Source organism: Streptococcus gwangjuense, from assembly GCF_003627155.1.
GTDB classification, from domain to species: Bacteria; Bacillota; Bacilli; order Lactobacillales; family Streptococcaceae; genus Streptococcus; species Streptococcus gwangjuensis.
Genome location: NZ_CP032621.1, coordinates 254,590 through 278,629 on the forward strand (window position 1 = coordinate 254,590; position 24,040 = coordinate 278,629).

Here is a 24,040-nt window from a genome sequence, read left to right on the forward strand (position 1 = left end):
TTGACTAATATTTATTAGAAAAATCAGGCTCTACAAAAAATACTATTTATTCGCTCATAATTCGCTCATTTTTAAGATATAACTTTGTTTCCTTATTTCCGGGGAACTAGTAGAAAGTAAGGAGAAATATGGAAAATCGCAACCAACGTGCCCTTTGCCAGCAACTCTGGGCGAGAAACAAATATCTCGTTTTGAGTCATTCTAGCAATATATACAATGAGATTCGTCAGTATCTCAAGAATGAAGAGGTGGAGGTGAGTATGGTTCAAGAGATGATTGACCGTGCCTGCCAGATTCCAGAACACAGGGGTCAGGTTTGTAATGCTTTTCAGCATATTTGGGGATATTTCAAGAAGAAAGCGACTGATGCTGAGCGCAAGGACTATATGTTTTTACTGGAGCGTTATCACTCTGGCCATGCCACCAAAGAAGACTTAATTGTTAAGACGAGAGATTTACTTGAACGTTACCCAAATACATACTTGCAACATTCGACTTTACTGAAAGGAGACGCCCATGAGACTTTGGCATGAGGCTTTGATTTCACAACTTCCCCGTCCTCAACTCTTGGGGCAGCATCGAGAGTGTTGCGCTCTACGTGGCAATGGCTGGGGTAGAAAGCATGCGACGGTGGACTATGTCTTTACTCACTCGCCCTATTGTCTCTATGCCTATCATCGCTTGATCATGGAGGAGATGGCTAACCATGGCTATAAGGTAAGTCAAGAGTGGCTGGACAAGAACTACCGAGGTAAGACCTGCCCTCCTTATCAAGACTTAGTAGAGGAAAAGATGAAAAGTCCTATCTATAGTGAGCATGATGCTACCTACTATGAGGAGTGCCTGGAAAATCTCCGAGAGAAGGGAATCAACATATAGTCTTTTCTAATAACAAGCCATAGTCACTTATAAGAGTTACTAATAACGCGTTTGAACCGTCTAACTGAAATAAAGCTATAAAACAAGCTACACAAAGGATTTGAGGCATTTGTCTCAAGTCTTTTTCTTTTGTTTAAAACAGAGATATAGTTTCAAACTATATCAAAGCCTAATTTTTTACAATTATACAGATGATTTCTTTTCTGTTAAGATAGTTTCAACAACAAATTTTGGAGGACACATCATGTCAACTACAATCATCGGTTTCCCTCGTTTGGGCGAATTCCGCGAATTAAAATTTACAACTGAAAAATATTTTAGAAAAGAAATCTCAGAAGAAGAACTCCTTGCAGCCGCAAAAGACTTGCGTGCTAAACACTGGAACATTGTCAAAGAAAAAGGCATCACTGAAATTCCATCAAATGATTTTTCTCACTATGACAACTTCCTAGATGCTGCTTTCCTTTTCAACGTGGTACCTGCTTCAGTTCAAAACTTGGACTTGTCTGACCTTGAGCGCTACTTCGCTTTGGGTCGTGGTTACCAAGGAGAAAAAGGGGACGTTCGCGCGCTCCCAATGAAGAAATGGTTCAACACCAACTACCACTACATCGTTCCTAAATTTGAAAAAGACACTCAAGTTAAACTTGCAGGTCACAAGATCTTCGATGAGTTCCAAGAAGCAAAAGAACTTGGTCTCAACACTCGTCCTGTTCTTGTAGGTCCATTCACTTTCCTTCAATTGTCAGACTTTGAAGAAGGCGTGAAAGCAGAAGACTTCGTAGACAGCTTAGTTGCTGCTTACCAAGAAGTTTTTGCTAAATTGGCAGAACTTGGTGCGACTCGTATCCAACTCGACGAAGCTGCTCTTGTAAAAGATTTGACAGCTGAAGAAAAAGCCCTCTTCTTGAACCTTTACAACAAACTCTTGGCTGACAAAAAAGGTCTTGAAGTCTTGCTTCAAACTTACTTCGGAGACGTTCGTGACGTTTACGCTGACCTTGTGACCTTGCCAGTAGATGCTATCGGTCTTGACTTCGTTGAAGGTAAGAAAACTCTTGAACTCGTTAAAGGTGGTTTCCCAGCTGACAAGACTCTTTATGCAGGTATTGTCAATGGTAAAAACATCTGGCGCAACAACTACGAAAAGAGCTTAGCTGTTCTTGAACAAATTCCAGCTGAAAACATTGTCTTGACAAGCTCATGCTCACTTCTTCATGTGCCATTTACAACAGCTAATGAGGAATTTGAACCAGCTATCTTGAACCACTTTGCCTTTGCAGTTGAAAAATTGGATGAGATTCGTGACTTGGATGCTATCCGCAATGGTCAAGGTGAAGAAGCACTTGCTGCTAATAAAGAACTCTTTGCGACTGAACGTGTTGGTGAAAATGCTGAACTTCGTGCGCGTATCGCTGGCTTGACAGACGCTGACTACACTCGTTTGCCAGCCTTTGCAGAACGTGAAGCTATCCAAGAAGAAGCTTTCAAACTTCCAGCTCTTCCAACAACAACTATCGGTTCATTCCCTCAAACTAAGGAAGTTCGTGCGAAGCGTTTGGCTTACCGTAAAGGTGAATTGTCTCAAGAAGAGTACGATGCTTTCCTTGCTGAAACGATCGATGAATGGATCAAATGGCAAGAAGATATCGACTTTGATGTCCTTGTTCACGGTGAATTTGAGCGTAATGACATGGTTGAGTACTTCGGTCAAAACTTGTCAGGCTACCTCTTCTCTAAAAATGGTTGGGTTCAATCATACGGTATGCGTGGGGTTAAACCACCAATCATCTGGGGTGATGTCACTCGTCTTAACCCTATCACTGTTAAATGGTCTAGCTATGCACAAAGCCGTACAAACAAACCTGTTAAAGGTATGTTGACTGGACCTGTTACAATTCTTAACTGGTCATTCCCACGTGAAGACATCTCTATCAAGGATTCTACTCTTCAAATCGCCCTTGCTATCAAGGATGAAGTACTTGACCTTGAAGCTGCTGGTGTGAAAATCATCCAAATCGATGAGGCTGCTCTTCGTGAGAAATTGCCACTCCGTCGTAGCGACTGGTACGAAGACTACCTTGACTGGGCAATTCCTGCCTTCCGCTTGGTACACTCAACAGTAGCGCCAGACACACAAATCCACACTCACATGTGTTACTCAGAATTTACAGATATCATCCCAGCTATCGACAACATGGATGCAGATGTTATTTCCTTTGAAGCTAGCCGTTCAAACCTTGAAATCTTGGACGAACTCAAAGCGAAAAACTTCCAAACAGAAGTGGGACCTGGGGTTTACGATATCCACTCACCTCGTGTGCCAAATGAAGGCGAAATCGACCACACAATCGAAGCTATCCTTGCTAAAGTGCCAAGCAAGAAAGTTTGGATCAACCCTGACTGTGGTTTGAAAACACGTGGTATTCCAGAAACAAAAGAAAGCTTGATCCGCCTTGTGGAAGCAGCGAAAGCTGCGCGTGAGAAATTGTAAGATAGGATTTCTCAAGAAGCGCTGTTTGGTCAATCTGCCTGTTTCACTTAGATTCTAGGAATCCAGCTAACGAAAAAAATCAACTAGAAAAGGATAATGACTATGTCACGCCAAACACCGTCACTCTCATTTGAAGTGTTCCCTCCCAACCCAGCCGTGGGTAATGATAACATTATTTCTGCTCTTCAAGATATGCAGGAGTTGGCTCCTCACTTTATCAGTGTAACTGCCAGCAATAATAAATTTAATATCAAGGAAACGACGGTTCGTTTGGCCGACTTTATCCAAAATGACTTGGCGATTCCGACTATTGCTCACTTGCCAGCCATCTATTTGACTAAGGACAAGGTTGCTGAAACCATTGCCGACTTAGACAAGGTTGGGGTGCAGAAAATCTTGGCTCTTCGTGGGGATATTATTCCAGATGTGGAGCCGCAAAAAGATTTTCGCTACGCAACGGACTTGATTGAGTTCATCAAGGAGCAAGCCCCTCACTTTGATATTGTCGGAGCTTGTTATCCAGAAGGTCATCCAGATTCACCAAATCAGATTTCAGATATTCAAAATCTTAAGAAGAAAGTGGATGCAGGCTGCTCGAGCCTTGTAACTCAACTTTTCTTTGACAATGAGCGCTTCTATGATTTCCAAGACAAGTGCATCTTGGCTGGGATTGATGTTCCCATTCATGCAGGGATTATGCCAATTCTGAATCGAAATCAGGCTCTCCGCCTCTTGAAGACTTGTGAGAATATCCATCTTCCACGCAAATTTAAAGCCATCTTAGACAAGTATGAGCATGACCCTGAGTCGCTCAGAGCAGCAGGACTTGCCTATGCAGTGGACCAAATCGTGGACTTGGTAACTCAGGATGTTGCAGGTGTGCATCTCTACACCATGAACAATGCAGAAACAGCAAAATACATCCACCAAGCAACCCATGCCTTGTTTAATCATCAGTCTCTAGGATAATAAAAAGCAAACCATTCTTCTCAGGTGAGGGGAGTGGTTCCTTTTTAATGGTAAAGGCCGCACTTTTTAAGAAAAATATGATAAAATAGACTCTGTACGTACTTGATACAAAGATGAGGGTATTAAAATTTTAAAGGCTTTTCAAATGTGGTTGGAGCGACACGAGCGAGTCAAATCGATGTTATATGAGGAAAGAGTTAGTAAAGCGTTTAGCTAATCGCCTGATAGCGATTAGCGTGAAAGGTTCAGATGCTTTAGTATCAAACCTTTCTAATGATTTGTATCTTGAGTAATTGAACACGGGCTAAATCCCTAGTGAAAAAGATAGATTTCCTGGTGTGCATGGTACACTGCGTCAATCGAATGCTATCTTGAGTAATCGAACCCGGCCGAAAAGCTGTGTAAAAAAGATAAACTGTCTTGTCTTCATCGAAGACTTCGTCAGTTTCCTATTTTACTTTGCTTTTGACGCCCTTTGTATCCTGATCTTTGTAGGCAAGGCGTATAATTTCATCAATCCAAAGGGGATTAAAATGACAAAACAAGTGTTTCAAACGACTTTTGCGGGTCGTGAGTTAATTGTAGAGACTGGTCAGGTTGCTAAGCAAGCAAATGGCGCAGTTGTCGTGCGTTACGGTGAGTCAACTGTCTTGACTGCGGCCGTGATGTCTAAGAAGATGGCAACTGGGGATTTCTTCCCACTTCAAGTCAACTACGAAGAAAAAATGTATGCAGCTGGGAAGTTTCCTGGTGGCTTTATGAAACGTGAAGGACGTCCTTCAACGGATGCGACTTTGACAGCGCGTTTGATTGATCGTCCAATCCGTCCTATGTTTGCGGAAGGTTTCCGTAACGAAGTCCAAGTCATCAACACAGTACTTTCTTATGATGAAAATGCTTCTGCACCAATGGCTGCTATGTTTGGTTCATCCTTAGCACTTTCCATTTCAGATATTCCATTTGACGGTCCAATCGCTGGTGTACAGGTGGGCTATGTAGATGGTCAAATCATCATCAATCCAAGTCAAGAACAAGCAGAGCAATCTCTCCTTGAATTGACAGTAGCTGGTACCAAGCACGCCATCAACATGGTAGAATCTGGTGCTAAAGAATTGTCAGAAGAAATCATGTTGGAAGCCCTTCTTAAAGGGCACGAAGCAGTCAAAGAATTGATTGCCTTCCAAGAAGAAATCGTTGCTGCTGTCGGTAAGGAAAAGGCTGAAGTAGAATTACTTCATGTAGACGCTGACTTGCAGGCTGAAATCATCGCAGCCTACAACAGCGACCTCCAAAAAGCGGTCCAAGTAGAAGAAAAATTGGCTCGTGAAGCTGCAACTCAAGCAGTTAAGGACCAAGTAACTGCTGTTTATGAAGAAAAATATGCGGACCACGAAGAATTTGACCGTATCATGCGTGATGTGGCTGAAATCTTGGAACAAATGGAGCACGCTGAAGTGCGCCGTTTGATTACAGAAGATAAGGTTCGTCCTGACGGCCGTAAGGTCGATGAAATCCGTCCTTTGGATGCGGTTGTTGACTTCCTTCCTCGTGTGCACGGTTCTGGTCTCTTCACTCGTGGGCAAACTCAAGCCCTTTCAGTCTTGACCTTGGCTCCGATGGGTGAAACTCAAATCATTGATGGTTTGGATCCAGAGTACAAGAAACGCTTTATGCACCACTATAACTTCCCACAATACTCTGTAGGGGAAACGGGTCGTTACGGTGCGCCAGGTCGTCGTGAAATTGGTCACGGTGCTCTCGGTGAGCGTGCCCTTGCTCAAGTCTTGCCAAGTTTGGAAGAATTCCCATATGCTATTCGTCTAGTAGCAGAAGTTTTAGAATCAAATGGTTCTTCATCTCAAGCTTCTATCTGTGCGGGAACGCTTGCCCTTATGGCTGGTGGTGTGCCAATCAAGGCGCCAGTAGCTGGTATTGCTATGGGTCTGATTTCAGATGGAAACAACTATACAGTCTTGACAGATATCCAAGGTTTGGAAGACCACTTTGGAGATATGGACTTCAAGGTTGCAGGAACTCGTGACGGGATTACAGCCCTTCAAATGGATATCAAGATCCAAGGGATTACTGCAGAAATCTTGACTGAGGCTCTTGCCCAAGCCAAGAAAGCCCGTTTTGAAATCCTTGATGTGATTGAAGCAACCATTCCAGAAGTTCGTCCAGAATTGGCTCCAACTGCTCCGAAAATTGATACGATCAAGATTGATGTGGACAAGATCAAGATTGTCATCGGTAAGGGTGGAGAAACCATCGACAAGATTATCGCTGAAACAGGCGTTAAGATTGATATCGACGAAGAAGGAAATGTGTCTATCTACTCTAGCGACCAAGATGCTATTAACCGTGCTAAAGAAATTATTGCTGGTTTGGTCCGTGAAGCTAAGGTGGACGAAGTTTACCGTGCTAAAGTCGTTCGTATCGAGAAATTTGGTGCCTTTGTTAACCTCTTTGATAAGACAGATGCCCTTGTTCATATCTCTGAGATGGCTTGGACGCGTACCAATAATGTCGAAGACTTGGTAGCAATCGGGGATGAAGTTGATGTTAAGGTTATCAAGATTGATGAAAAAGGACGTGTGGATGCTTCTATGAAAGCTCTTCTTCCTCGACCTCCAAAACCTGAACGTGATGAAAAAGGTGAAAAATCAGAGCGTCCTCACCGCCCACGTCATCATAAGGATCACAAACCTAAGAAAGAATTTACAGAAACACCAAAAGATTCAGAATAAGAAAAGGAGAAATGTATGGGATGGTGGCGCGAAACCATTGATATCGTAAAAGAAAATGATCCAGCGGCCCGCACCACTTTGGAGGTTTTGCTGACTTATCCAGGTGTCAAGGCCTTGGCGGCCCACCGTCTCTCCCATTTTCTCTGGAAGCATGGCTTCAAACTCATGTCTCGTATGCACAGTCAATTTTGGCGTTTTTGGACGCAGATTGAGATTCATCCAGGTGCCCAGATTGATTCAGGTGTCTTTATCGACCACGGTTCAGGCTTGGTGATTGGAGAGACAGCGATTGTTGAAAAGGGTGTTCTCCTTTATCATGGGGTGACTCTCGGTGGGACTGGTAAGGATGTTGGCAAACGCCATCCGACTGTTCGTAAAGGAGCTCTCATATCAGCCCATGCCCAAGTTATCGGGCCGGTGGAAATCGGTGAAAATGCCAAGGTCGGTGCTGCAGCAGTTGTCGTGGCAGATGTACCTAGTGATGTGACAGTTGTCGGTATTCCGGCTAAGATTGTCCGTGTACATGGTAAAAAAGACGAGCCGGTCATTCACGAAGTTGAAGAAAAACGAGAGTACTATGTCAATAAACTCGAGCAGGCTAAAGAAGCCAGTCACAGATCGTCTGGTTTGTAAAGGTTACCTATATGATTCAAGCAAGAAACAAGTTAAGCCAAAAGGAGTTATCTGAGGCAAAAAAATTAATTAACTGTTGCCAAGCCTATGATGGAACTTATCGTGATCCCTATCTCTCTAACATGCTTAATTTTGACCCAAACATGCCCGCCTTTTTCCTTTATTATGAAAAAGGCGAACTTGTTGGTTTATTAACTGTCTATGCAGATGACCAAGATGTGGAAGTGACGATGCTGGTTCATCCAGATTATCGCCGTCAGGGGATTGCGCGTGCATTGTTTACTAGTTTTGAGAAAGAAACGGCTTCTTTCCCTATTCGTTCAGTTACTTTTCAGACAGAACGTATTTTTCTAGACCGCCATCCTAATTTTGTTAGCAACTGGGGATTGGTCGAGGACGAGGATACAGAAACTTGGTTGGGTAAGGATAGAAGACCTTATCCGTTAGCAAAGCTTTCTAATCTTGAAGTTTTGTTAGCAGATAGTTCATATCAGGAGCAAATTAGTCAGTTAAAATTTCAGGCATTCTCAGAGGAACATGAGTCTAGAGAGATTGTGGATAGATATGTCGCTGAAGCTCTGAAGGATCCAGAAAGTCGCTTATATATTTTGTTAAAAGACGGTCAGGTTATTGGAACTTGCACGGTTGATTTATCGAGCAATACGAATTATTTCTACGGTTTAGCAATATCTGAACCTGAACGTGGGAAAGGATATGGAAGCTACTTAGCAAAATCCCTTGTCAACCAACTGATTGAGCAAAATGATAAGGAGTTCTAAATTGCAGTGGAAGATAGCAATGTAGTTGCCAAACGTTTGTATGAAAAAATTGGCTTTGTCAAACAGACTCAGGTGGTTTATCTGAATGAGAAAGGAGCAAGGGATTCCGAAGTGTAGAGAGATTCGGACTGAAATTCAATTGAACTCTTAGTGATTTACTAATTGTTCTTGGATTTTAGTTTTCTTGACTATTACTTTATGATTAAAATCTAAGACACCTTGAGCCGTAAGTAGACAGGAGAGGCGCTTGAATGTTTAAGAATGAACCGTTCTGTTGCAGATTGGAATTGCTGTTGTCTGGCTTATTTTTCTTGTCCAGCAAGGATTTTGCTGAATACTTTGATTAGCTTAGGTCTAATCATCTGGAGCTATCCCGCTAAGTGAAGGCGAAGTAGAACTAGAAAGGAAACTACAAGAATGGCAGTATATTTTTACGGCTGTATCACCATGGATGGCTACTTGGCAGACAGCCAGCACAGGATAGACTGGCTGCATCAGCTTGGTTCTGTAGAGGATACAGGCTATGATGACTTTTACAGGCAAATGGATATCACCATCATGGGCAAGCGGACCTTTGAGGAAATCCAAGATTTGCAAGATGTAGAAAGTTTTTATCAAGCTACGGAAAACTATGTCTTTACGCATGATAGAAACCTGCCTGTCAGCAATTACCAGCCAGTAGCTGGGGATGTGGTGGACTTTGTTCACCAAATTGACAAAGGCAAAAATGTCTTTGTGATTGGTGGTAATTCCTTAGTAGGACCGCTCTTGGATGCGGATCTTTTCGACCACCTCATTGTTCAGATAGCGCCCCTTATCCTAGGAAAGGGGGTTCCCTTCTTTACCCAAGAGGAAGGGCAGCGCTTTTACCAACTGGATAGCCTCAGACAATTTGGTCCTTTTGCAGAGCTGGTTTTCAGCCGAAAAAGTCAGAAATAGAGAAGGGAGTGGACCGCATGATTAAAATTTACGATACCATGTCTCGTGATTTGCGAGAGTTTGTCCCGATTGAGGACGGCAAAGTCAAGATGTATGTTTGTGGGCCAACCGTGTATAACTATATCCACGTGGGGAATGCCCGTTCGACGGTAGCTTTTGATACCATTCGTCGATATTTTGAGTACCGTGGGTATGAGGTTGCCTATATTTCCAATTTTACGGATGTGGATGATAAGATTATCAACCGTGCCAAGGAAGAAGGCATTACGCCACAGGAGGTTGCGGACAAGTACATCGTTGCCTTTCGTGAGGATGTGACGGCCTTGGGCGTCAAACCTGCGACTCGCCATCCGCGTGTAGTGGAGTTTATGATTGACATCATCCGTTTTGTGGAAGACTTGATTGAAAAAGGTTTTGCCTATGAGAGCCAAGGAGATGTTTACTTCCGTGTGGAAAAATCCCACAACTATGCTAAATTAGCAAATAAAACCTTGGAAGATTTGGAACTAGGTGCTTCAGGTCGTACCGATGAAGAAACGGCACGTAAGGAAAATCCTGTAGACTTTGCCCTCTGGAAAGCTGCCAAATCAGGCGAGATTTCTTGGGACAGTCCTTGGGGACCTGGTCGTCCGGGCTGGCACATCGAGTGTTCAGTCATGTCGACAGAGATTTTGGGCGACACCATTGATATTCACGGTGGTGGAGCCGACCTAGAGTTTCCTCATCATACCAATGAAATTGCCCAGTCAGAAGCCAAAACTGGCAAGACCTTTGCCAACTATTGGATGCATAATGGCTTTGTCAATATTGATAATGTCAAGATGTCCAAATCCTTGGGTAACTTTATCACAGTGCACGATGCCCTTAAAACTCTTGATGGGCAAGTGCTTCGTTTCTTCTTTGCGACTCAGCATTACCGCAAGCCTATCAACTTTACGGAAAAGGCAGTGCGAGACGCTGAGACCAATCTCAAGTATTTGAAGAACACTTATGAGCAACCATTTACAGGAAATGTGGACGCCCAAGAGTTACAAGCCTTTAAAGATAAGTTTGTAGCAGCTATGGATGAAGATTTTAACGCTGCCAACGGTATCACAGTTGTTTTTGAAATGGCCAAATGGATCAATTCTGGCAACTATGATGCAAGTGTCAAGCAAGCTTTTGCGGATATGTTGGAAGTCTTTGGAATTGTCTTTATTGAGGAAGTTTTGGACGTTGAGATTGAAGACTTGATCCAAAAACGCCAAGAAGCGCGTGCCAGTCGTGATTTTGCGACAGCGGACCAGATCCGTGACCAATTGGCTGCTCAAGGGATTAAGCTCCTTGACACCAAAGATGGAGTGAGGTGGACACGTGATTGATGTCAATCTCATTAACGGAATTGCGTTAGCTTTTGAGGGGGACGCGGTGTATTCCATGTATATTCGCCGTCACCTCATCCTCAAAGGCATGACAAAGCCCAATAAACTCCACCAAGAGGCCACCAAGTATGTCTCAGCCAAGGCTCAGGCTCGCCTGATTTCCCTCATGTTAGAAGAGCAAGTCCTGACGGAAAAAGAAGAAGAAATCTACAAACGTGGCCGCAATACCAATAGCCACACCAAGGCCAAAAATGCTGATGTGGTGACTTACCGTATGTCCACAGGTTTTGAAGCCGTCATGGGTTATCTCCATATGACTGAAAATCTGGAACGTCTTGAGAGCTTGATTTCATGGTGTATCCAAAAAGTGGAGGGCTAGGGTATGATGGCAAAAGAACTACAAGACTGGTTTCCTGAAGCTCAGATTTCAGACCAACCAGTAGAGAAAGAGGGCTATCTCACGCTCCCTTTAGCTTCTCAGCGGTGGATTTTGCTGGAGGAAGCTGGGCTCAGTGAGCGTGAAAAGCAGTTGATTTCTCTTTTGACCCAGCAGGAGCAGGCTCGTTCGCTCAATCCTTGGTATTCCTATCTGATTGAGGGTAAGGGACAGGCACCACAAGCTTTTAAAAAGATTCAGCTGGTTTACTGTCATCTTTCCTATTTTCAGCAGGAAAATCTATCCTCTTGGCTAGATATGATGAGGACCCTTTTTCCTAACTGTCAGACGGTGCTTCAGGTTGGGGCTCAGGATTATGTTTTCGTACTTCAACAAGATAAATACACCTCTGTACGAGCTATTTTAAGTGATACGATTGAAGCGGTTGAGTATGACTTTGGACTGCGTCTCTCTATCATGTTAGGTCAGGTTTGGTCTCAGACAGGACATCAAGCCCTATCAGACTTAATCAAAGCAGAGCGAGATTTGTTTAAGACTTGGTGGCGTCAGGGTCACCAAGGTGTTCATACCTTTTCACAACTCTATCTTTGGAGTATGGGGGAAAGAATTGTTGACCTGAGAGCAATCAAGGAATGCCTGCACCAGATGATTTTGGACCAGGATCAGATTCAGGAAATCATTCTCTCCCTTTGGGAAAATAGTGCTGTCCTAACAAAAACAGCCCAGCAACTCTATCTGCACCGCAATTCTCTTCAATATAAGATTGATAAATGGGAAGAGTTGACAGGGCTTCAGTTGAAGGAATTGACGGATCTCACCTTGTGCTATCAGTTGATTTTACCAGATATTCTCTAAAGTTTTGTGCAAGTTGCACAGAACTTTTTTATTTTTTTAGTCATCTTGCCATAGAAATGTAAAGCGTTTTCATCTATAATAAAACTATCAAAAGACAAAAGGAGTTCACCTCATGGTAGAATTGAATCTTAAAAACATTTACAAAAAATATCCAAACAGCGAACACTATTCAGTTGAAGACTTCAACTTGGACATCAAAGACAAAGAATTTATCGTTTTCGTAGGTCCTTCAGGATGTGGTAAATCAACAACTCTTCGTATGATTGCTGGTCTTGAAGATATCACAGAAGGAACTGCATCTATCGATGGCGTGGTTGTCAACGACGTCGCTCCAAAAGACCGTGACATCGCCATGGTATTCCAAAACTACGCTCTTTACCCACACATGACTGTTTATGACAACATGGCTTTCGGTTTGAAATTGCGTAAATACAGCAAAGAAGACATCGACAAACGTGTGCAAGAAGCAGCTGAAATCCTTGGATTGAAAGAATTCTTGGAACGTAAACCAGCTGACCTTTCAGGTGGTCAACGTCAACGTGTTGCCATGGGTCGTGCAATCGTCCGTGATGCAAAAGTGTTCTTGATGGACGAACCTTTGTCAAACTTGGATGCCAAACTTCGTGTATCAATGCGTGCTGAAATTGCGAAAATCCACCGTCGTATCGGAGCTACAACTATCTACGTAACTCACGACCAAACAGAAGCGATGACACTGGCAGACCGTATCGTTATCATGTCAGCAACTAAGAACCCTGCTGGTACAGGTACTATCGGACGTGTAGAACAAATCGGTACTCCTCAAGAAGTTTACAAAAACCCAGTTAATAAATTCGTAGCAGGCTTCATTGGAAGCCCAGCTATGAACTTCATCAATGTGAAATTGGTTGGTAGCGAAATTGTTTCTGACGGTTTCCGTTTGAAAGTTCCAGAAGGCGCATTGAAAGTTCTTCGTGAAAAAGGCTACGAAGGTAAAGAATTGATCTTCGGTATCCGTCCAGAAGATGTGAATGCAGAACCTGCTTTCCTTGAAACATTCCCAGAATCAGTTGTCAAAGCTACTATCTCAGTATCAGAATTGCTTGGTTCAGAATCTCACCTTTACTGCCAAGTTGGTAAAGATGAATTTGTTGCCAAAGTTGATGCTCGTGACTACTTGCAAACAGGTGCAACAGTTGAACTTGGATTTGACTTGAACAAAGCACACTTCTTCGATGTAGAAACTGAAAGAACGGTTTACTAAGATAAAAGAAATTTAAAACACTGCTAGAGAAATCTGGCAGTGTTTTTTGAGATGTGGATTGATTGAGAGGGAATTTTCTAGTTTTCATATTCTTAAAAAAGTGATAAAATGGTAGGAAGAATTGGAGAGTAGAGATGCCGAAAGAAGTGAATTTAACAGGCGAAGAAGTTGTCGCTTTAACTAAAGAATATTTAACGGAAGAGGATGTCCATTTTGTCCATAAGGCCTTGGTCTACGCGGTGGAATGCCATAGTGGTCAATATCGCAAATCAGGTGAGCCTTATATTATTCACCCTATCCAAGTGGCAGGTATTTTAGCCAAGCTCAAGCTGGATGCCGTAACGGTAGCTTGTGGTTTCTTGCATGATGTGGTGGAAGATACAGATGCGACCTTGGACGATTTGGAAAGAGAGTTTGGTCCTGATGTGCGGGTAATCGTAGATGGGGTTACTAAGCTTGGTAAGGTCGAGTACAAATCAATTGAGGAGCAATTAGCGGAAAACCATCGCAAGATGCTCATGGCCATGTCTGAGGACATCCGTGTTATTTTGGTTAAACTGTCTGACCGCTTGCACAATATGCGGACCCTGAAACATCTTCGAAAAGACAAACAGGAGCGTATTTCTAAAGAAACCATGGAAATCTATGCGCCGCTTGCCCACCGTCTGGGGATTTCTAGCGTTAAATGGGAATTGGAAGACCTATCTTTCCGTTATCTTAATCCAACGGAGTTTTACAAGATTACCCATATGATGAAGGAAAAACGCAGAGAGCGTGAAGCCTTGGTGGATGAGGTAGTTACAAAATTAGAGGAATATACGACGGATCGTCACTTGAAAGGGAAGATTTACGGTCGTCCTAAGCATATTTACTCGATTTTCCGCAAAATGCAGGATAAGAGAAAACGTTTTGAGGAAATCTATGACCTGATTGCCATTCGTTGTATTTTGGATACCCAAAGTGATGTTTATGCCATGCTTGGTTATGTGCATGAGCTTTGGAAACCGATGCCTGGCCGTTTTAAAGACTATATTGCTAACCGCAAGGCCAATGGTTATCAGTCTATCCATACGACCGTCTATGGACCAAAAGGGCCGATTGAATTCCAGATTCGTACCAAGGAAATGCACGAGGTCGCTGAGTACGGGGTTGCAGCTCACTGGGCTTATAAGAAAGGCATCAAGGGGCAGGTTAACAGCAAGGAATCAGCCATTGGGATGAACTGGATCAAGGAGATGATGGAGCTCCAAGACCAGGCCGATGATGCCAAGGAATTTGTCGATTCAGTTAAGGAAAACTATCTGGCTGAGGAGATTTACGTCTTTACCCCAGATGGAGCTGTCCGCTCTCTTCCAAAAGATTCAGGACCGATTGACTTTGCCTACGAAATCCATACCAAAGTCGGTGAAAAAGCAACTGGTGCCAAGGTCAATGGTCGTATGGTTCCACTTACAACTAAGCTCAAGACAGGGGATCAGGTTGAAATTGTCACCAACCCGAACTCCTTTGGACCGAGCCGTGACTGGCTCAATATGGTCAAGACCAGCAAGGCTCGTAACAAGATTCGCCAGTTCTTTAAAAACCAAGATAAGGAATTGTCTGTCAACAAGGGTCGTGAGATGCTGATGGCTCAGTTCCAAGAAAATGGCTATGTGGCCAATAAATTCATGGACAAGCGTCATATGGACCAAGTTCTGCAAAAGACCAGCTACAAGACAGAAGAATCCCTCTTTGCGGCTATTGGTTTTGGAGAAATCGGTGCTATTACCGTCTTTAACCGTCTGACTGAAAAGGAACGCCGTGAGGAAGAGCGTGCCAAGGCCAAGGCGGAAGCAGAGGAACTTGTCAAAGGTGGCGAGATCAAGGTTGAAAATAAAGAAACCCTCAAGGTTAAGCATGAGGGTGGTGTGGTCATTGAAGGTGCCTCAGGACTCCTAGTGCGGATTGCTAAGTGTTGTAATCCTGTTCCTGGTGATGACATCGTCGGCTATATCACTAAAGGGCGTGGTGTGGCTATTCACCGTGTGGACTGTATGAACCTGCGCGCTCAAGAAAACTACGAGCAACGTCTCCTTGATGTGGAATGGGAAGACCAGTACTCTAGCTCAAATAAGGAGTATATGGCCCATATCGATATCTACGGCCTCAACCGTACAGGACTGTTGAACGATGTACTGCAAGTTCTTTCCAACACTACTAAGAATATCTCAACGGTCAACGCCCAACCAACCAAGGATATGAAATTTGCTAATATCCATGTGTCCTTCGGCATTGCTAACCTCTCGACGCTGACCACGGTCGTAGATAAGATTAAGAGTGTGCCAGAAGTTTATTCTGTCAAACGGACCAACGGCTAATGGTCTGAGTTCTTACTAGAAAGGCTATTATGAAAATCATTATTCAACGAGTCAAAAAAGCTCAAGTGAGTATCGAAGGTCAGGTTCAGGGAAAAATCAATCAGGGACTCTTATTGCTGGTTGGTGTTGGACCAGAGGACCAAGAGGAAGATTTGGACTATGCTGTGAGAAAGCTTGTCAACATGCGGATTTTTTCAGACGCAGAAGGCAAGATGAACCTGTCTGTCAAAGATATTGAAGGAGAAATCCTCTCTATTTCTCAGTTTACCCTCTTTGCGGATACTAAGAAAGGCAATCGTCCAGCCTTTACAGGTGCAGCCAAGCCTGATATGGCATCAGACTTCTATGATGCATTCAATAAAAAATTAGCGCAAGAAGTACCCGTTCAGACAGGCATCTTTGGAGCGGATATGCAGGTTGAACTGGTCAATGACGGTCCAGTTACCATTATCCTTGATACTAAAAATAGATAAGAAAGACCAAGCCCAGTCGGCTTGGTTTTTCTTATCTATCACAAAATACTCCAAAATGAAATCGGTTCCTGATATGCCTTGGGGAAATCTCTTTTCAGGCTTTGGCTTATGCGGTAGGAAGGGATGAGGTGTCCTAAGATTAGGAGAGTTCCCTGAAGGAAAAGTGGCATACCACTTAAACATATCAAGGAGAGAATGATCAGGCTATCCCATAGGAGGATTTGTAAGGCAAAACGCCAGAATCTGAGTCTAATCTGGGAATAGAGTTGACTAAAGTGGTCACAAAGTTGGTTGGAAAGATAGGTCAATAGCACAGGATGAAAGAAAATGAGCCAACCGCTATAAATCAAAATCCAGTCCCAAGTAAGTCCCTCTTTAAATGTCAAAAATGCCAGCATGATTCCATCAATGACAAGGAGTTGAATGCTTTTGATGAAGATGATTTTTTTCATGCTAAAACCTCCTTTTCCTTATAGGCACTCCCATAAAGAGATATGTTTGCCGTAAAAGTCTGGATAGTTGTTTCTTAGGTAGTCCGCTGTCCTATAATAAAAAGTAGAATGGCAAGCAGTGATGATTGGCATAAGAGAGTAAAAATGCTGAGAACTAACGAAGGCTAAAAGGACAAAAAATAGAAAGTCGCTGATGAGCACCCCTAAATAGTAGAAGCGAATCTTTTTATTGATTTGAGGATAAATCTCAGCGAATTGATGTTTGAGTTGGACAACCAAGCGAAATAGCAGTAGTCCTTGAGCAAGGAGGAAAATAAAACCAGTGAGCAAGAGCCGGTCGAAATCTGTCTCGGGTCTAGTGCTAAAAAATGCGAATAGTAGCAAATCGATAACTGCAATTGCTGTAAAATGGAGTCTAAAGAGTTTTTTCATAAGATGACCTCCCTCTTTTATCTATTTTCATTCTACTCCAAAAGAATGGGAGTTACAACTAAAATGATAAAAATAGCAGAAGGGAGATTCTCTTAAGTCGACTTGTTTTTTATTTAAGTTTTCTTCTATTATCTTACTTCTTCATCATTCCAGACAAATAAAGCTCCGATTGCATTGAGGATATAAAAGATGTATTTTCCAATATTGGCAAAATTCCCTTGAATACCAGCTTTTGTCAGCTGAACAAAATTGTAAATCAACCAAAAGCCCCACTGAGTTGTTAGTTTCAATGCGTTAAAAGCATTGGCAATGAGAGACAGTGCAAAGGCAATAGTTGTCACGTAGGCAAGGAGATTCATCTTGCCTCCATAACCGATATAGTTGGTCACAAAGGCAAAGAGGAAGGCGATGATGGAAATGATGATGGCCGCTAATTTTAGCTGTTTTTGGCTCATTTGGTTGGGTCTGCCTTCTTGCGAAGCTTCCCATTTCTTAATAGCAAAGGTATAAATGAGGAAGGTGACGGGATAGGTAATGATGGCTGCCTTATTTCCAAGGATATAATCAATGGTACCAGATAAAATCGTATTAACAATACCAAAGTAATTTCCCCATTTGCTTAATTTTCCCGTGAAACGAGTGGACAACATGGAAATCCCAACGTTGGTTACGGAAATTAATCCAAAGGGTACAAGAGCTGTCCATGGTCCCCAGTCTACAAATTTATCGAGGCGTGAGTTGAGGTAACCAGATGCAATCGCAATCCCAACGACCAAAGCAACCCCGAAGAGATCAAACCATTTGGATGTCGCAAAAATTTTTAGTGATTTTTTCATATATTAAGATATCTTTCTTTTTTGACAAATATTATACAACTAAATGAAAGTAAAATCAAATGATAGAAATAAAACCCTGAAAATAAAATTTTCAGGGGTGGTTGGGGTACTTGAGAAATCAGTCGATTTTTTCGACATAGAGTTGTTTGGCAATGTCCATACTTACTTGTAAGTCCTCGTCTTTACTAAGGATAGTGAAGGTATTGCTGAAGCCATCAAACTGCTGGACTTGGATATGGTCACCGATGTGAAGTGAGTGCTTATCCAAATAATTGAGAATGTCAAAACTATCATGCACCCGAGTCAGGCGGTAGGCGCCAGCTTCCTTGATATCAGCTAGTGGGAGGTTATTGATTTCAACTAAGAGTTCTCCCTTGGCAGGAATAGTACCTCCGTGGGGGCAGGTCTTGGGGAATCCTAGTAGTTTATCCAGTCTTTCCACGAACAGGTCAGAGACAGTGTGTTCCAATACCTCAGCTTCCTCGTGAATCTGGTCACTCGTATAGTCTAAATGATGGACTAGAAAAACTTCAATCAAACGGTGCTTACGATAGAGCTCAGAGACCAGCTTGAGGCCGATGTCAGTCAGTAGATAACCGCATTCCTTGTCCTTGAGGATGAGATTTTCGCTCTTCATCCGTTTAATCATTTCAGTTACGGCAGGGGGAGAGACTTGCATACGAGCTGCAATTTCCTTGTTGGTAATCTTATGCAAATCTATGCCAATTTCATAAATACACTTTAGATAATCTTCTTTATTCGGGGTCATTCGTTTCCTCTTGTCTAATATCTTTATCTAGTATATCAAAAAAAGCTAGATTTCTCTAGCTATCTGCCACAATGGCTTCTAATTTAGTTCTTTAGCAGCTGCAATTGCGGCTTCGAAGTTTGGTTCAGAATTGATATTGTCCACGTATTCAACGTAGCGAATAGTATTGTCAGTGTCGAGGACAAAGACCGCGCGTGCCAATAGGTGCCACTCATTGATTAAGAGGGCATAATCACGTCCAAAGGACTGGTCGAAATAGTCTGAGAGCATGATGGCATTTTCAATACCTTCAGCACCGCACCAACGTTTTTGGGCAAAAGGGAGGTCCATGGAAACAGTCAAGACAACCGTATTATCCAGTCCAGCCAGTTCTTCATTAAAACGACGCGTTTGAGTTGAGCAGATACCTGTATCGATAGAAGGCACGACACTCAAGACTTTTTTCTTGCCATCAAAATCAGCCAGAGATTTTTTAGAAAGGTCTGTTGTAGTGAGTGAAAAATCAAGTGCCTTGTCGCCGACTTGTAGTTGTTTACCTGTAAAGCTCACAGGATTTCCGAGAAAAGTTACCATAGGATACTCCAATCTTTTTTCTTCCATTTTAGCTGAAACAGTCGGAATTTTCCAATGATTTGACCGGAAATATGGATATAGAAAAAACGCCAGCTCATGAGAGAATGACGTTTTTCAGAGGCTTATACTAAATGAAAATCAAAGAGCAAACTAGGAAGCTAGCCGCAGGTTGCTCAAAGCACCGCTTTGAGGTTGCAGATAAAGCTGACGTGGTTTGAAGAGATTTTCGAAGAGTATTATTTTGCCAATCCTTCAGCAATCTTATCAAGGTTGTATTTCATCATGTTGTAGTAGCTGTCGCCTTCTTTACCTTGTTCTGCGATAGAGTCAGTAAAGATTTGTGCGTAGATTGGGATGTTTGTGTCTTGTGAAACAGTCTTCATTGGACGGTCATCCACACTTGATTCTACAAAGAGGGAAGGAGTTTTGGTTTGGCGAAGTTTTTCAACCAAGGTCTTGATTTGTTCAGGTGTTCCTTCTTCTTCAGTATTGATTTCCCAGATGTAGGCACTTGGGACACCATAGGCTTTAGAGAAGTATTTGAATGCTCCTTCGCTGGTTACAATGAGTTTCTTTTCAGCAGGGATGTTATTAAATTTATCCTTGCTTTCTTTATCAAGTTTGTCTAATTTATCAGTATATTCTTTGAGATTTTTTTCGTAGAATTCCTTGTTGTTAGGATCTTTGGCGCTCAATTGTTTGGCAATGTTTTTAGCAAAGATAATCCCATTTTCAAGGTTAAGCCAAGCGTGTGGGTCTTCTTTTCCTTTTTCATTTTTTCCTTCAAGGTAGATAACTTCAACGCCTTCGCTAACTGCAAAGTAGTCTTTGTTTTCAGTTTTCTTAGCATTTTCTACTAATTTTGTAAACCAAGCATTGCCACCTGTTTCAAGGTTGATACCGTTATAGAAAATGAGGTCAGCCTCAGAAGTTTTCTTAACGTCTTCAGGAAGTGGTTCGTATTCGTGTGGGTCTTGACCAATAGGAACGATACTGTGAAGATCAATCTTGTCACCAGCAATATTTTTAGTAATATCAGCGATGATTGAGTTTGTGGCAACAACTTTTAGTTTTTGACCAGAAGCTGCATCTTTTTTTCCGCTAGCACATGCTACAAGAGCAATGACGGAAAGAAAGAGAACGAACAATGTACCTAATTTTTTCATTAGATCCTCCAATTTATTGGGGCTTTACCCCTTATTTTAACAAATGTTTATTTTTCAGTTTCAAATATCGTTGTTTTGGAGCGATAAAGAAGCTAATGAGAAAGAAACTAGCAGCTGTGAGCACGATACTAGAACCTGCCGCAACGTTAAAGCTATAACCGATAAAGAGTCCCAAAACTGAAGCAGTAGCTCCAAAGGTTGAGGAAAGGAAAATCATGCTTTTCAGGCTATTAGCATACAGATAAGCAGTTGCAGCTGGGGTAATCAGCATGGCTACAATCAGGATAGTTCCGACACTTTGCATGGCTGTCACAGACACGAGAGTCAGGAGTACCATGAGAAGGTAGTGATAGAAATTGACAGGCATTCCCATGGCTTTAGCCAAGAGTTCATCAAAGGAAGTTATCAAGAGTTGCTTGAAGAAAATCCAGATTAACAAGAGAATGACTGCCCCAACACCCATAGTAATAAACATATCCGTATCTTGGACGGCCAGGATATTACCAAAAAGGATATGGAAAAGGTCAGTTGAACTTTTAGCGACACTAATCAAGATGATACCGAGGGCTAAGAAAGAAGAAAAGGTAATGCCGATGGCGGTATCGCTTTTGATAATCGAATTTCCCTTGATGTAGGTAATGATGATAGCAGCTAGCAATCCAAAGACAATGGCTCCTATAAAGAAGTCAAGGCCCAAGATAAAGGAGAGGGCAACACCTGGTAAGACAGCATGTGAAATGGCATCTCCCATGAGTGACATCCCGCGTAGGATGATGAAACATCCCACAGCTCCAGCTACGACCCCGACGACAATGGCTGTTATCAAGGCATTTTGTAGGAAATGGAATTTTTGCAATCCATCGATAAATTCTGCAATCATAGGTCACCTCCATTGAAAAAGAGTCGATTACCGTAAGCTTCTTTGAGATTGGCTTCGGTAAAGGTTTCTTTGGTTGGACCAAAGGCGATCACTTCTCGATTGACAAGCAAGACTTGATCGAAGTAGTGGGGAACCTTGCTGAGGTCGTGGTGGACGATGAGAACCGTCTTCCCAGCTTTTTTCAAATCTCTCAGCGTATTCATGATGATTTCCTCACTGACAGAGTCAATCCCAACAAAGGGTTCATCCAAGAGGATATAGTCGGCTTCCTGAACCAAACATCTGGCAATCAAGACCCGCTGGAATTGACCTCCAGACAGTTGACTGATTTGCCGTTCAGCATAGTCAGCTAGGCCGACGATTTCAAGGGCTTCCTCTACTTTTCTCCAATGTTTAGCGTTTAAACTGCGAAAGAGAGGGATAGAGGGAAAGAGTCCTAACGAGACGCACTCCTTGACCTTGATGGGAAAGTTGTAGTCGATATTGATTTTTTGTTCGACATAGGCAATTCGGTGTAAGGATTTTTTAACTTCCTTGTCATCGAGAAATGCCTGACCTTGATGTGGGATAATTCCCAGCATACCTTTTAATAATGTTGATTTTCCAGCACCGTTTGGACCAATGATACCGGTAATTGTTGGTCCTTGGAGCACTAGTGAAATATCCTTAAGTGCCAATGTTTCTTTGTAGGAGACACTGAGGTTTTCGATACGTATCATACAGTTGTATTCCTCCTGCCTCTTAATATACCTTAAAAAAAAAATTAAGTCAAGTTAATTTTTGAAAAATTTAAAATAATAACTGAAAAATGATGGAAAAGGAAAGTCCATTTTTAATTGCATTCCCAAGCAATTTTTGTTAAGCTAGCAATAACTTAAAAAATGAAAGCGAGAACAAGATGACACGTTATCAAGATGATTTTTATGATGCTATCAATGGAGAATGGCAGAAGACAGCTGAAATCCCAGCAGATAAGTCTCAAACGGGAGGTTTTGTTGATTTAGACCAGGAAATTGAAGACTTGATGTTGGCGACAACAGACAAGTGGTTGGTAGGAAAAGAGGTACCTGAGGATGCTATCTTGGCAAACTTTGTCAAATACCACCGCCTAGTTCGTGATTTTGATAAGAGAGAAGCTGACGGTATCACACCTGTCTTACCACTCCTTAAAGAATTCCAAGAGTTGGAGACTTTTGCGGATTTCACTGCTAGACTAGCAGAGTTTGAACTTGCAGGAAAACCTAACTTCCTTCCTTTTGGTGTATCGCCAGACTTTATGGATGCAAGAATCAATGTTCTATGGGCCAGTGCTCCAAGCACGATCCTGCCAGATACGACCTACTATGCAGAAGACCATCCTCAGCGCGAAGAGCTCTTGACTCTTTGGAAAGAAAGCAGCGCAAATCTTCTCAAGGCTTATGATTTCTCTGATGAAGAAATTGAAGACTTGCTAGAGAAAAGACTTGAATTGGATCGCCGAATTGCAGCAGTGGTGCTTTCTAATGAAGAAAGTTCAGAGTATGCTAAACTTTACCATCCATATGATTACGAAGATTTCAAGAAATTTGCGCCTGCCCTACCTTTGGATGACTTCTTCCAAGCCGTTCTTGGACAAGTGCCAGACAAGGTTATCGTAGACGAGGAACGTTTCTGGCAAGCAGCAGACCAATTCTATAGTGAAGAGGCATGGCCTCTCCTCAAGGCAACCTTGATTTTGAGTGTGGTTAATCTCTCAACCAGCTATTTAACAGAAGAAATTCGTATCTTGTCAGGTGCCTATAGCCGTGCGCTTTCAGGAGTTCCAGAAGCTAAAGACAAGATCAAGGCAGCCTACCAGCTAGCACAAGGTCCATTCAAACAAGCCTTGGGTCTCTGGTATGCCCATGAAAAATTCTCCCCAGAAGCTAAGGCAGACGTAGAAAAAAAAGTGGCAACCATGATTGATGTCTATAAGGAACGCTTGGCTAAAAATGACTGGCTGACTCCTGAAACTCGTGAAAAGGCCATCGTCAAACTCAATGTCATCAAGCCTTATATCGGTTACCCAGAAGAATTGCCAGCACGCTACAAAGACAAGGTAGTGGATGAAAATGCTAGTCTTTTTGACAATGCTCTAGCCTTTGCGCGTGTGGAAATCAAACACAGTTGGAGTAAGTGGAACCAGCCTGTAGATTACAAGGAGTGGGGCATGCCTGCTCATATGGTCAATGCCTACTACAATCCACAGAAGAACCTGATTGTTTTCCCAGCGGCTATTTTACAGGCACCTTTCTATGACTTGCATCAGTCATCTTCTGCTAACTACGGTGGTATTGGGGCAGTTATTGCCCATGAAATTTCCCACGCCTTTGATACCAATGGAGCTTCCTTTGATGAAAATGGTAGCCTAAAGGATTGGTGGACAGAGAGTGACTATGCTGCCTTCAAGGAGAAAACACAAAAAGTCATTGACCAATTTGATGGACAGGATTCTTATGGTGCAACCATCAACGGTAAATTGACTGTGTCAGAAAACGTGGCTGACTTGGGAGGAATCGCTGCAGCGCTTGAAGCAGCCAAGAGAGAACCAGACTTCTCAGCAGAAGAATTTTTCTACAACTTCGGTCGCATTTGGCGCATGAAAGGTCGTCCAGAATTTATGAAACTTTTGGCTAGTGTCGATGTGCACGCACCAGCCAAACTCCGTGTCAATGTGCAAGTACCAAACTTCGATGATTTCTTTACAACCTATGATGTCAAAGAAGGAGATGGTATGTGGCGTTCACCAGAAGACCGCGTGATTATTTGGTAATGAATCGAATCTAAT

Annotated in this window: 22 protein-coding genes and 1 pseudogene; 15 read left to right on the forward strand and 8 right to left on the reverse strand. The window is 42.6% G+C overall.

All coding sequences use genetic code 11. The features are described 5' to 3' along the window. Positions 1-128: 128 nt before the first annotated feature. From D7D53_RS01145 to dtd, 14 genes and pseudogenes are all read left to right on the forward strand, one after another. Complete coding sequence (locus tag D7D53_RS01145; RefSeq protein ID WP_120769866.1) at positions 129-533, forward strand: YbgA family protein; 405 nt, start codon at positions 129-131, stop codon at positions 531-533. Further along, complete coding sequence (locus D7D53_RS01150; protein ID WP_020902413.1) at positions 517-879, forward strand: TIGR02328 family protein; 363 nt, start codon at positions 517-519, stop codon at positions 877-879. Before D7D53_RS01145 ends, D7D53_RS01150 begins: the two co-directional genes overlap by 17 nt. Before the next feature lie 244 nt (positions 880-1,123). Then, a complete protein-coding gene (gene metE / locus D7D53_RS01155; protein ID WP_120769867.1) occupies positions 1,124-3,373 on the forward strand; it encodes a 5-methyltetrahydropteroyltriglutamate--homocysteine S-methyltransferase in 2,250 nt (749 codons plus the stop codon). A gap of 102 nt (positions 3,374-3,475) precedes the next feature. Further along, positions 3,476-4,342 (forward strand): methylenetetrahydrofolate reductase [NAD(P)H], encoded by an 867-nt coding sequence (metF, locus tag D7D53_RS01160; protein WP_000089967.1) that lies wholly within the window; start codon positions 3,476-3,478, stop codon positions 4,340-4,342. Between the two features lie 533 nt (positions 4,343-4,875). Beyond that, the gene (gene pnp / locus D7D53_RS01170; protein WP_120769868.1) at positions 4,876-7,089 is read left to right on the forward strand and encodes a polyribonucleotide nucleotidyltransferase; all 2,214 of its coding nucleotides are present in this window, start codon (positions 4,876-4,878) and stop codon (positions 7,087-7,089) included. Between the two features lie 15 nt (positions 7,090-7,104). Then, on the forward strand, positions 7,105-7,722 hold the full coding sequence (gene cysE, locus D7D53_RS01175; RefSeq protein ID WP_120769869.1) for a serine O-acetyltransferase: 618 nt from the start codon (positions 7,105-7,107) through the stop codon (positions 7,720-7,722). Positions 7,723-7,733: 11 nt separating this feature from the next. Continuing rightward, positions 7,734-8,618 (forward strand): annotated as a pseudogene (locus tag D7D53_RS01180) (GNAT family N-acetyltransferase). A gap of 300 nt (positions 8,619-8,918) precedes the next feature. Continuing rightward, positions 8,919-9,440 (forward strand): dihydrofolate reductase family protein, encoded by a 522-nt coding sequence (locus D7D53_RS01185; protein WP_120769870.1) that lies wholly within the window; start codon positions 8,919-8,921, stop codon positions 9,438-9,440. A gap of 17 nt (positions 9,441-9,457) precedes the next feature. Then, positions 9,458-10,801 (forward strand): cysteine--tRNA ligase, encoded by a 1,344-nt coding sequence (gene cysS, locus D7D53_RS01190; RefSeq protein WP_120769871.1) that lies wholly within the window; start codon positions 9,458-9,460, stop codon positions 10,799-10,801. Then, a complete protein-coding gene (locus tag D7D53_RS01195; RefSeq protein WP_000567927.1) occupies positions 10,794-11,180 on the forward strand; it encodes a Mini-ribonuclease 3 in 387 nt (128 codons plus the stop codon). The genes cysS and D7D53_RS01195 overlap by 8 nt, the downstream gene beginning before the upstream one ends. A 3-nt stretch (positions 11,181-11,183) precedes the next feature. Beyond that, positions 11,184-12,053 (forward strand): helix-turn-helix domain-containing protein, encoded by an 870-nt coding sequence (locus tag D7D53_RS01200; protein ID WP_120769872.1) that lies wholly within the window; start codon positions 11,184-11,186, stop codon positions 12,051-12,053. Between the two features lie 112 nt (positions 12,054-12,165). Then, the gene (locus tag D7D53_RS01205) at positions 12,166-13,296 is read left to right on the forward strand and encodes an ABC transporter ATP-binding protein (protein WP_000229953.1); all 1,131 of its coding nucleotides are present in this window, start codon (positions 12,166-12,168) and stop codon (positions 13,294-13,296) included. A 134-nt stretch (positions 13,297-13,430) separates the two neighbouring features. Further along, positions 13,431-15,653, forward strand: coding sequence for a RelA/SpoT family protein (locus tag D7D53_RS01210; protein WP_120769873.1), 2,223 nt, complete (start codon positions 13,431-13,433; stop codon positions 15,651-15,653). Positions 15,654-15,682: 29 nt separating this feature from the next. Then, complete coding sequence (gene dtd / locus D7D53_RS01215; protein WP_049552187.1) at positions 15,683-16,126, forward strand: D-aminoacyl-tRNA deacylase; 444 nt, start codon at positions 15,683-15,685, stop codon at positions 16,124-16,126. Positions 16,127-16,164: 38 nt separating this feature from the next. Here the strand turns inward: dtd and D7D53_RS01220 are convergent, their stop codons facing one another. The 8 genes from D7D53_RS01220 to D7D53_RS01260 form a co-directional block, all read right to left on the reverse strand. After that, positions 16,165-16,578, reverse strand: coding sequence for a hypothetical protein (locus D7D53_RS01220; RefSeq protein ID WP_080978360.1), 414 nt, complete (start codon positions 16,576-16,578; stop codon positions 16,165-16,167). Positions 16,579-16,596: 18 nt separating this feature from the next. After that, the gene (locus D7D53_RS01225) at positions 16,597-17,010 is read right to left on the reverse strand and encodes a hypothetical protein (protein ID WP_049552188.1); all 414 of its coding nucleotides are present in this window, start codon (positions 17,008-17,010) and stop codon (positions 16,597-16,599) included. A gap of 128 nt (positions 17,011-17,138) precedes the next feature. Then, positions 17,139-17,846, reverse strand: coding sequence for a nicotinamide mononucleotide transporter (locus D7D53_RS01230; RefSeq protein ID WP_174705267.1), 708 nt, complete (start codon positions 17,844-17,846; stop codon positions 17,139-17,141). Positions 17,847-17,964: 118 nt separating this feature from the next. After that, positions 17,965-18,615: a metal-dependent transcriptional regulator gene (locus tag D7D53_RS01235; RefSeq protein WP_120769874.1), complete on the reverse strand. Its 651-nt coding sequence runs from the start codon at positions 18,613-18,615 to the stop codon at positions 17,965-17,967. A 78-nt stretch (positions 18,616-18,693) separates the two neighbouring features. Next, positions 18,694-19,188 (reverse strand): thiol peroxidase, encoded by a 495-nt coding sequence (gene tpx, locus D7D53_RS01240; protein ID WP_020902427.1) that lies wholly within the window; start codon positions 19,186-19,188, stop codon positions 18,694-18,696. A 236-nt stretch (positions 19,189-19,424) separates the two neighbouring features. Further along, positions 19,425-20,354, reverse strand: coding sequence for a metal ABC transporter substrate-binding lipoprotein/adhesin PsaA (gene psaA / locus D7D53_RS01250; protein WP_120769875.1), 930 nt, complete (start codon positions 20,352-20,354; stop codon positions 19,425-19,427). A gap of 31 nt (positions 20,355-20,385) precedes the next feature. Beyond that, positions 20,386-21,234, reverse strand: coding sequence for a metal ABC transporter permease (locus D7D53_RS01255; protein WP_000559787.1), 849 nt, complete (start codon positions 21,232-21,234; stop codon positions 20,386-20,388). After that, entirely contained in the window at positions 21,231-21,953 is a 723-nt protein-coding gene (locus D7D53_RS01260) for a metal ABC transporter ATP-binding protein (RefSeq protein WP_064276573.1), read from the reverse strand. Before D7D53_RS01260 ends, D7D53_RS01255 begins: the two co-directional genes overlap by 4 nt. Positions 21,954-22,132: 179 nt before the next feature. On the opposite strand from D7D53_RS01260, the gene pepO reads away from it, so the two are divergent. Continuing rightward, a complete protein-coding gene (gene pepO, locus D7D53_RS01265) occupies positions 22,133-24,025 on the forward strand; it encodes an endopeptidase PepO (protein ID WP_120769876.1) in 1,893 nt (630 codons plus the stop codon). Positions 24,026-24,040 lie beyond the last annotated feature (15 nt).

What these genes read in the sequence shown, in the direction of transcription:
- D7D53_RS01145 (WP_120769866.1), top strand. Translation starts at nt 129, where the DNA reads ATGGAAAATCGCAACCAACGTGCCCTTTGCCAGCAACTCTGGGCGAGA.
- D7D53_RS01150 (WP_020902413.1), top strand. Translation starts at nt 517, where the DNA reads ATGAGACTTTGGCATGAGGCTTTGATTTCACAACTTCCCCGTCCTCAA.
- metE (WP_120769867.1), top strand. Translation starts at nt 1,124, where the DNA reads ATGTCAACTACAATCATCGGTTTCCCTCGTTTGGGCGAATTCCGCGAA.
- metF (WP_000089967.1), top strand. Translation starts at nt 3,476, where the DNA reads ATGTCACGCCAAACACCGTCACTCTCATTTGAAGTGTTCCCTCCCAAC.
- pnp (WP_120769868.1), top strand. Translation starts at nt 4,876, where the DNA reads ATGACAAAACAAGTGTTTCAAACGACTTTTGCGGGTCGTGAGTTAATT.
- cysE (WP_120769869.1), top strand. Translation starts at nt 7,105, where the DNA reads ATGGGATGGTGGCGCGAAACCATTGATATCGTAAAAGAAAATGATCCA.
- D7D53_RS01185 (WP_120769870.1), top strand. Translation starts at nt 8,919, where the DNA reads ATGGCAGTATATTTTTACGGCTGTATCACCATGGATGGCTACTTGGCA.
- cysS (WP_120769871.1), top strand. Translation starts at nt 9,458, where the DNA reads ATGATTAAAATTTACGATACCATGTCTCGTGATTTGCGAGAGTTTGTC.
- D7D53_RS01200 (WP_120769872.1), top strand. Translation starts at nt 11,184, where the DNA reads ATGATGGCAAAAGAACTACAAGACTGGTTTCCTGAAGCTCAGATTTCA.
- D7D53_RS01205 (WP_000229953.1), top strand. Translation starts at nt 12,166, where the DNA reads ATGGTAGAATTGAATCTTAAAAACATTTACAAAAAATATCCAAACAGC.
- D7D53_RS01210 (WP_120769873.1), top strand. Translation starts at nt 13,431, where the DNA reads ATGCCGAAAGAAGTGAATTTAACAGGCGAAGAAGTTGTCGCTTTAACT.
- dtd (WP_049552187.1), top strand. Translation starts at nt 15,683, where the DNA reads ATGAAAATCATTATTCAACGAGTCAAAAAAGCTCAAGTGAGTATCGAA.
- D7D53_RS01220 (WP_080978360.1), bottom strand. Translation starts at nt 16,578, where the DNA reads ATGAAAAAAATCATCTTCATCAAAAGCATTCAACTCCTTGTCATTGAT.
- D7D53_RS01225 (WP_049552188.1), bottom strand. Translation starts at nt 17,010, where the DNA reads ATGAAAAAACTCTTTAGACTCCATTTTACAGCAATTGCAGTTATCGAT.
- D7D53_RS01230 (WP_174705267.1), bottom strand. Translation starts at nt 17,846, where the DNA reads ATGAAAAAATCACTAAAAATTTTTGCGACATCCAAATGGTTTGATCTC.
- D7D53_RS01235 (WP_120769874.1), bottom strand. Translation starts at nt 18,615, where the DNA reads ATGACCCCGAATAAAGAAGATTATCTAAAGTGTATTTATGAAATTGGC.
- tpx (WP_020902427.1), bottom strand. Translation starts at nt 19,188, where the DNA reads ATGGTAACTTTTCTCGGAAATCCTGTGAGCTTTACAGGTAAACAACTA.
- psaA (WP_120769875.1), bottom strand. Translation starts at nt 20,354, where the DNA reads ATGAAAAAATTAGGTACATTGTTCGTTCTCTTTCTTTCCGTCATTGCT.
- D7D53_RS01255 (WP_000559787.1), bottom strand. Translation starts at nt 21,234, where the DNA reads ATGATTGCAGAATTTATCGATGGATTGCAAAAATTCCATTTCCTACAA.
- D7D53_RS01260 (WP_064276573.1), bottom strand. Translation starts at nt 21,953, where the DNA reads ATGATACGTATCGAAAACCTCAGTGTCTCCTACAAAGAAACATTGGCA.
- pepO (WP_120769876.1), top strand. Translation starts at nt 22,133, where the DNA reads ATGACACGTTATCAAGATGATTTTTATGATGCTATCAATGGAGAATGG.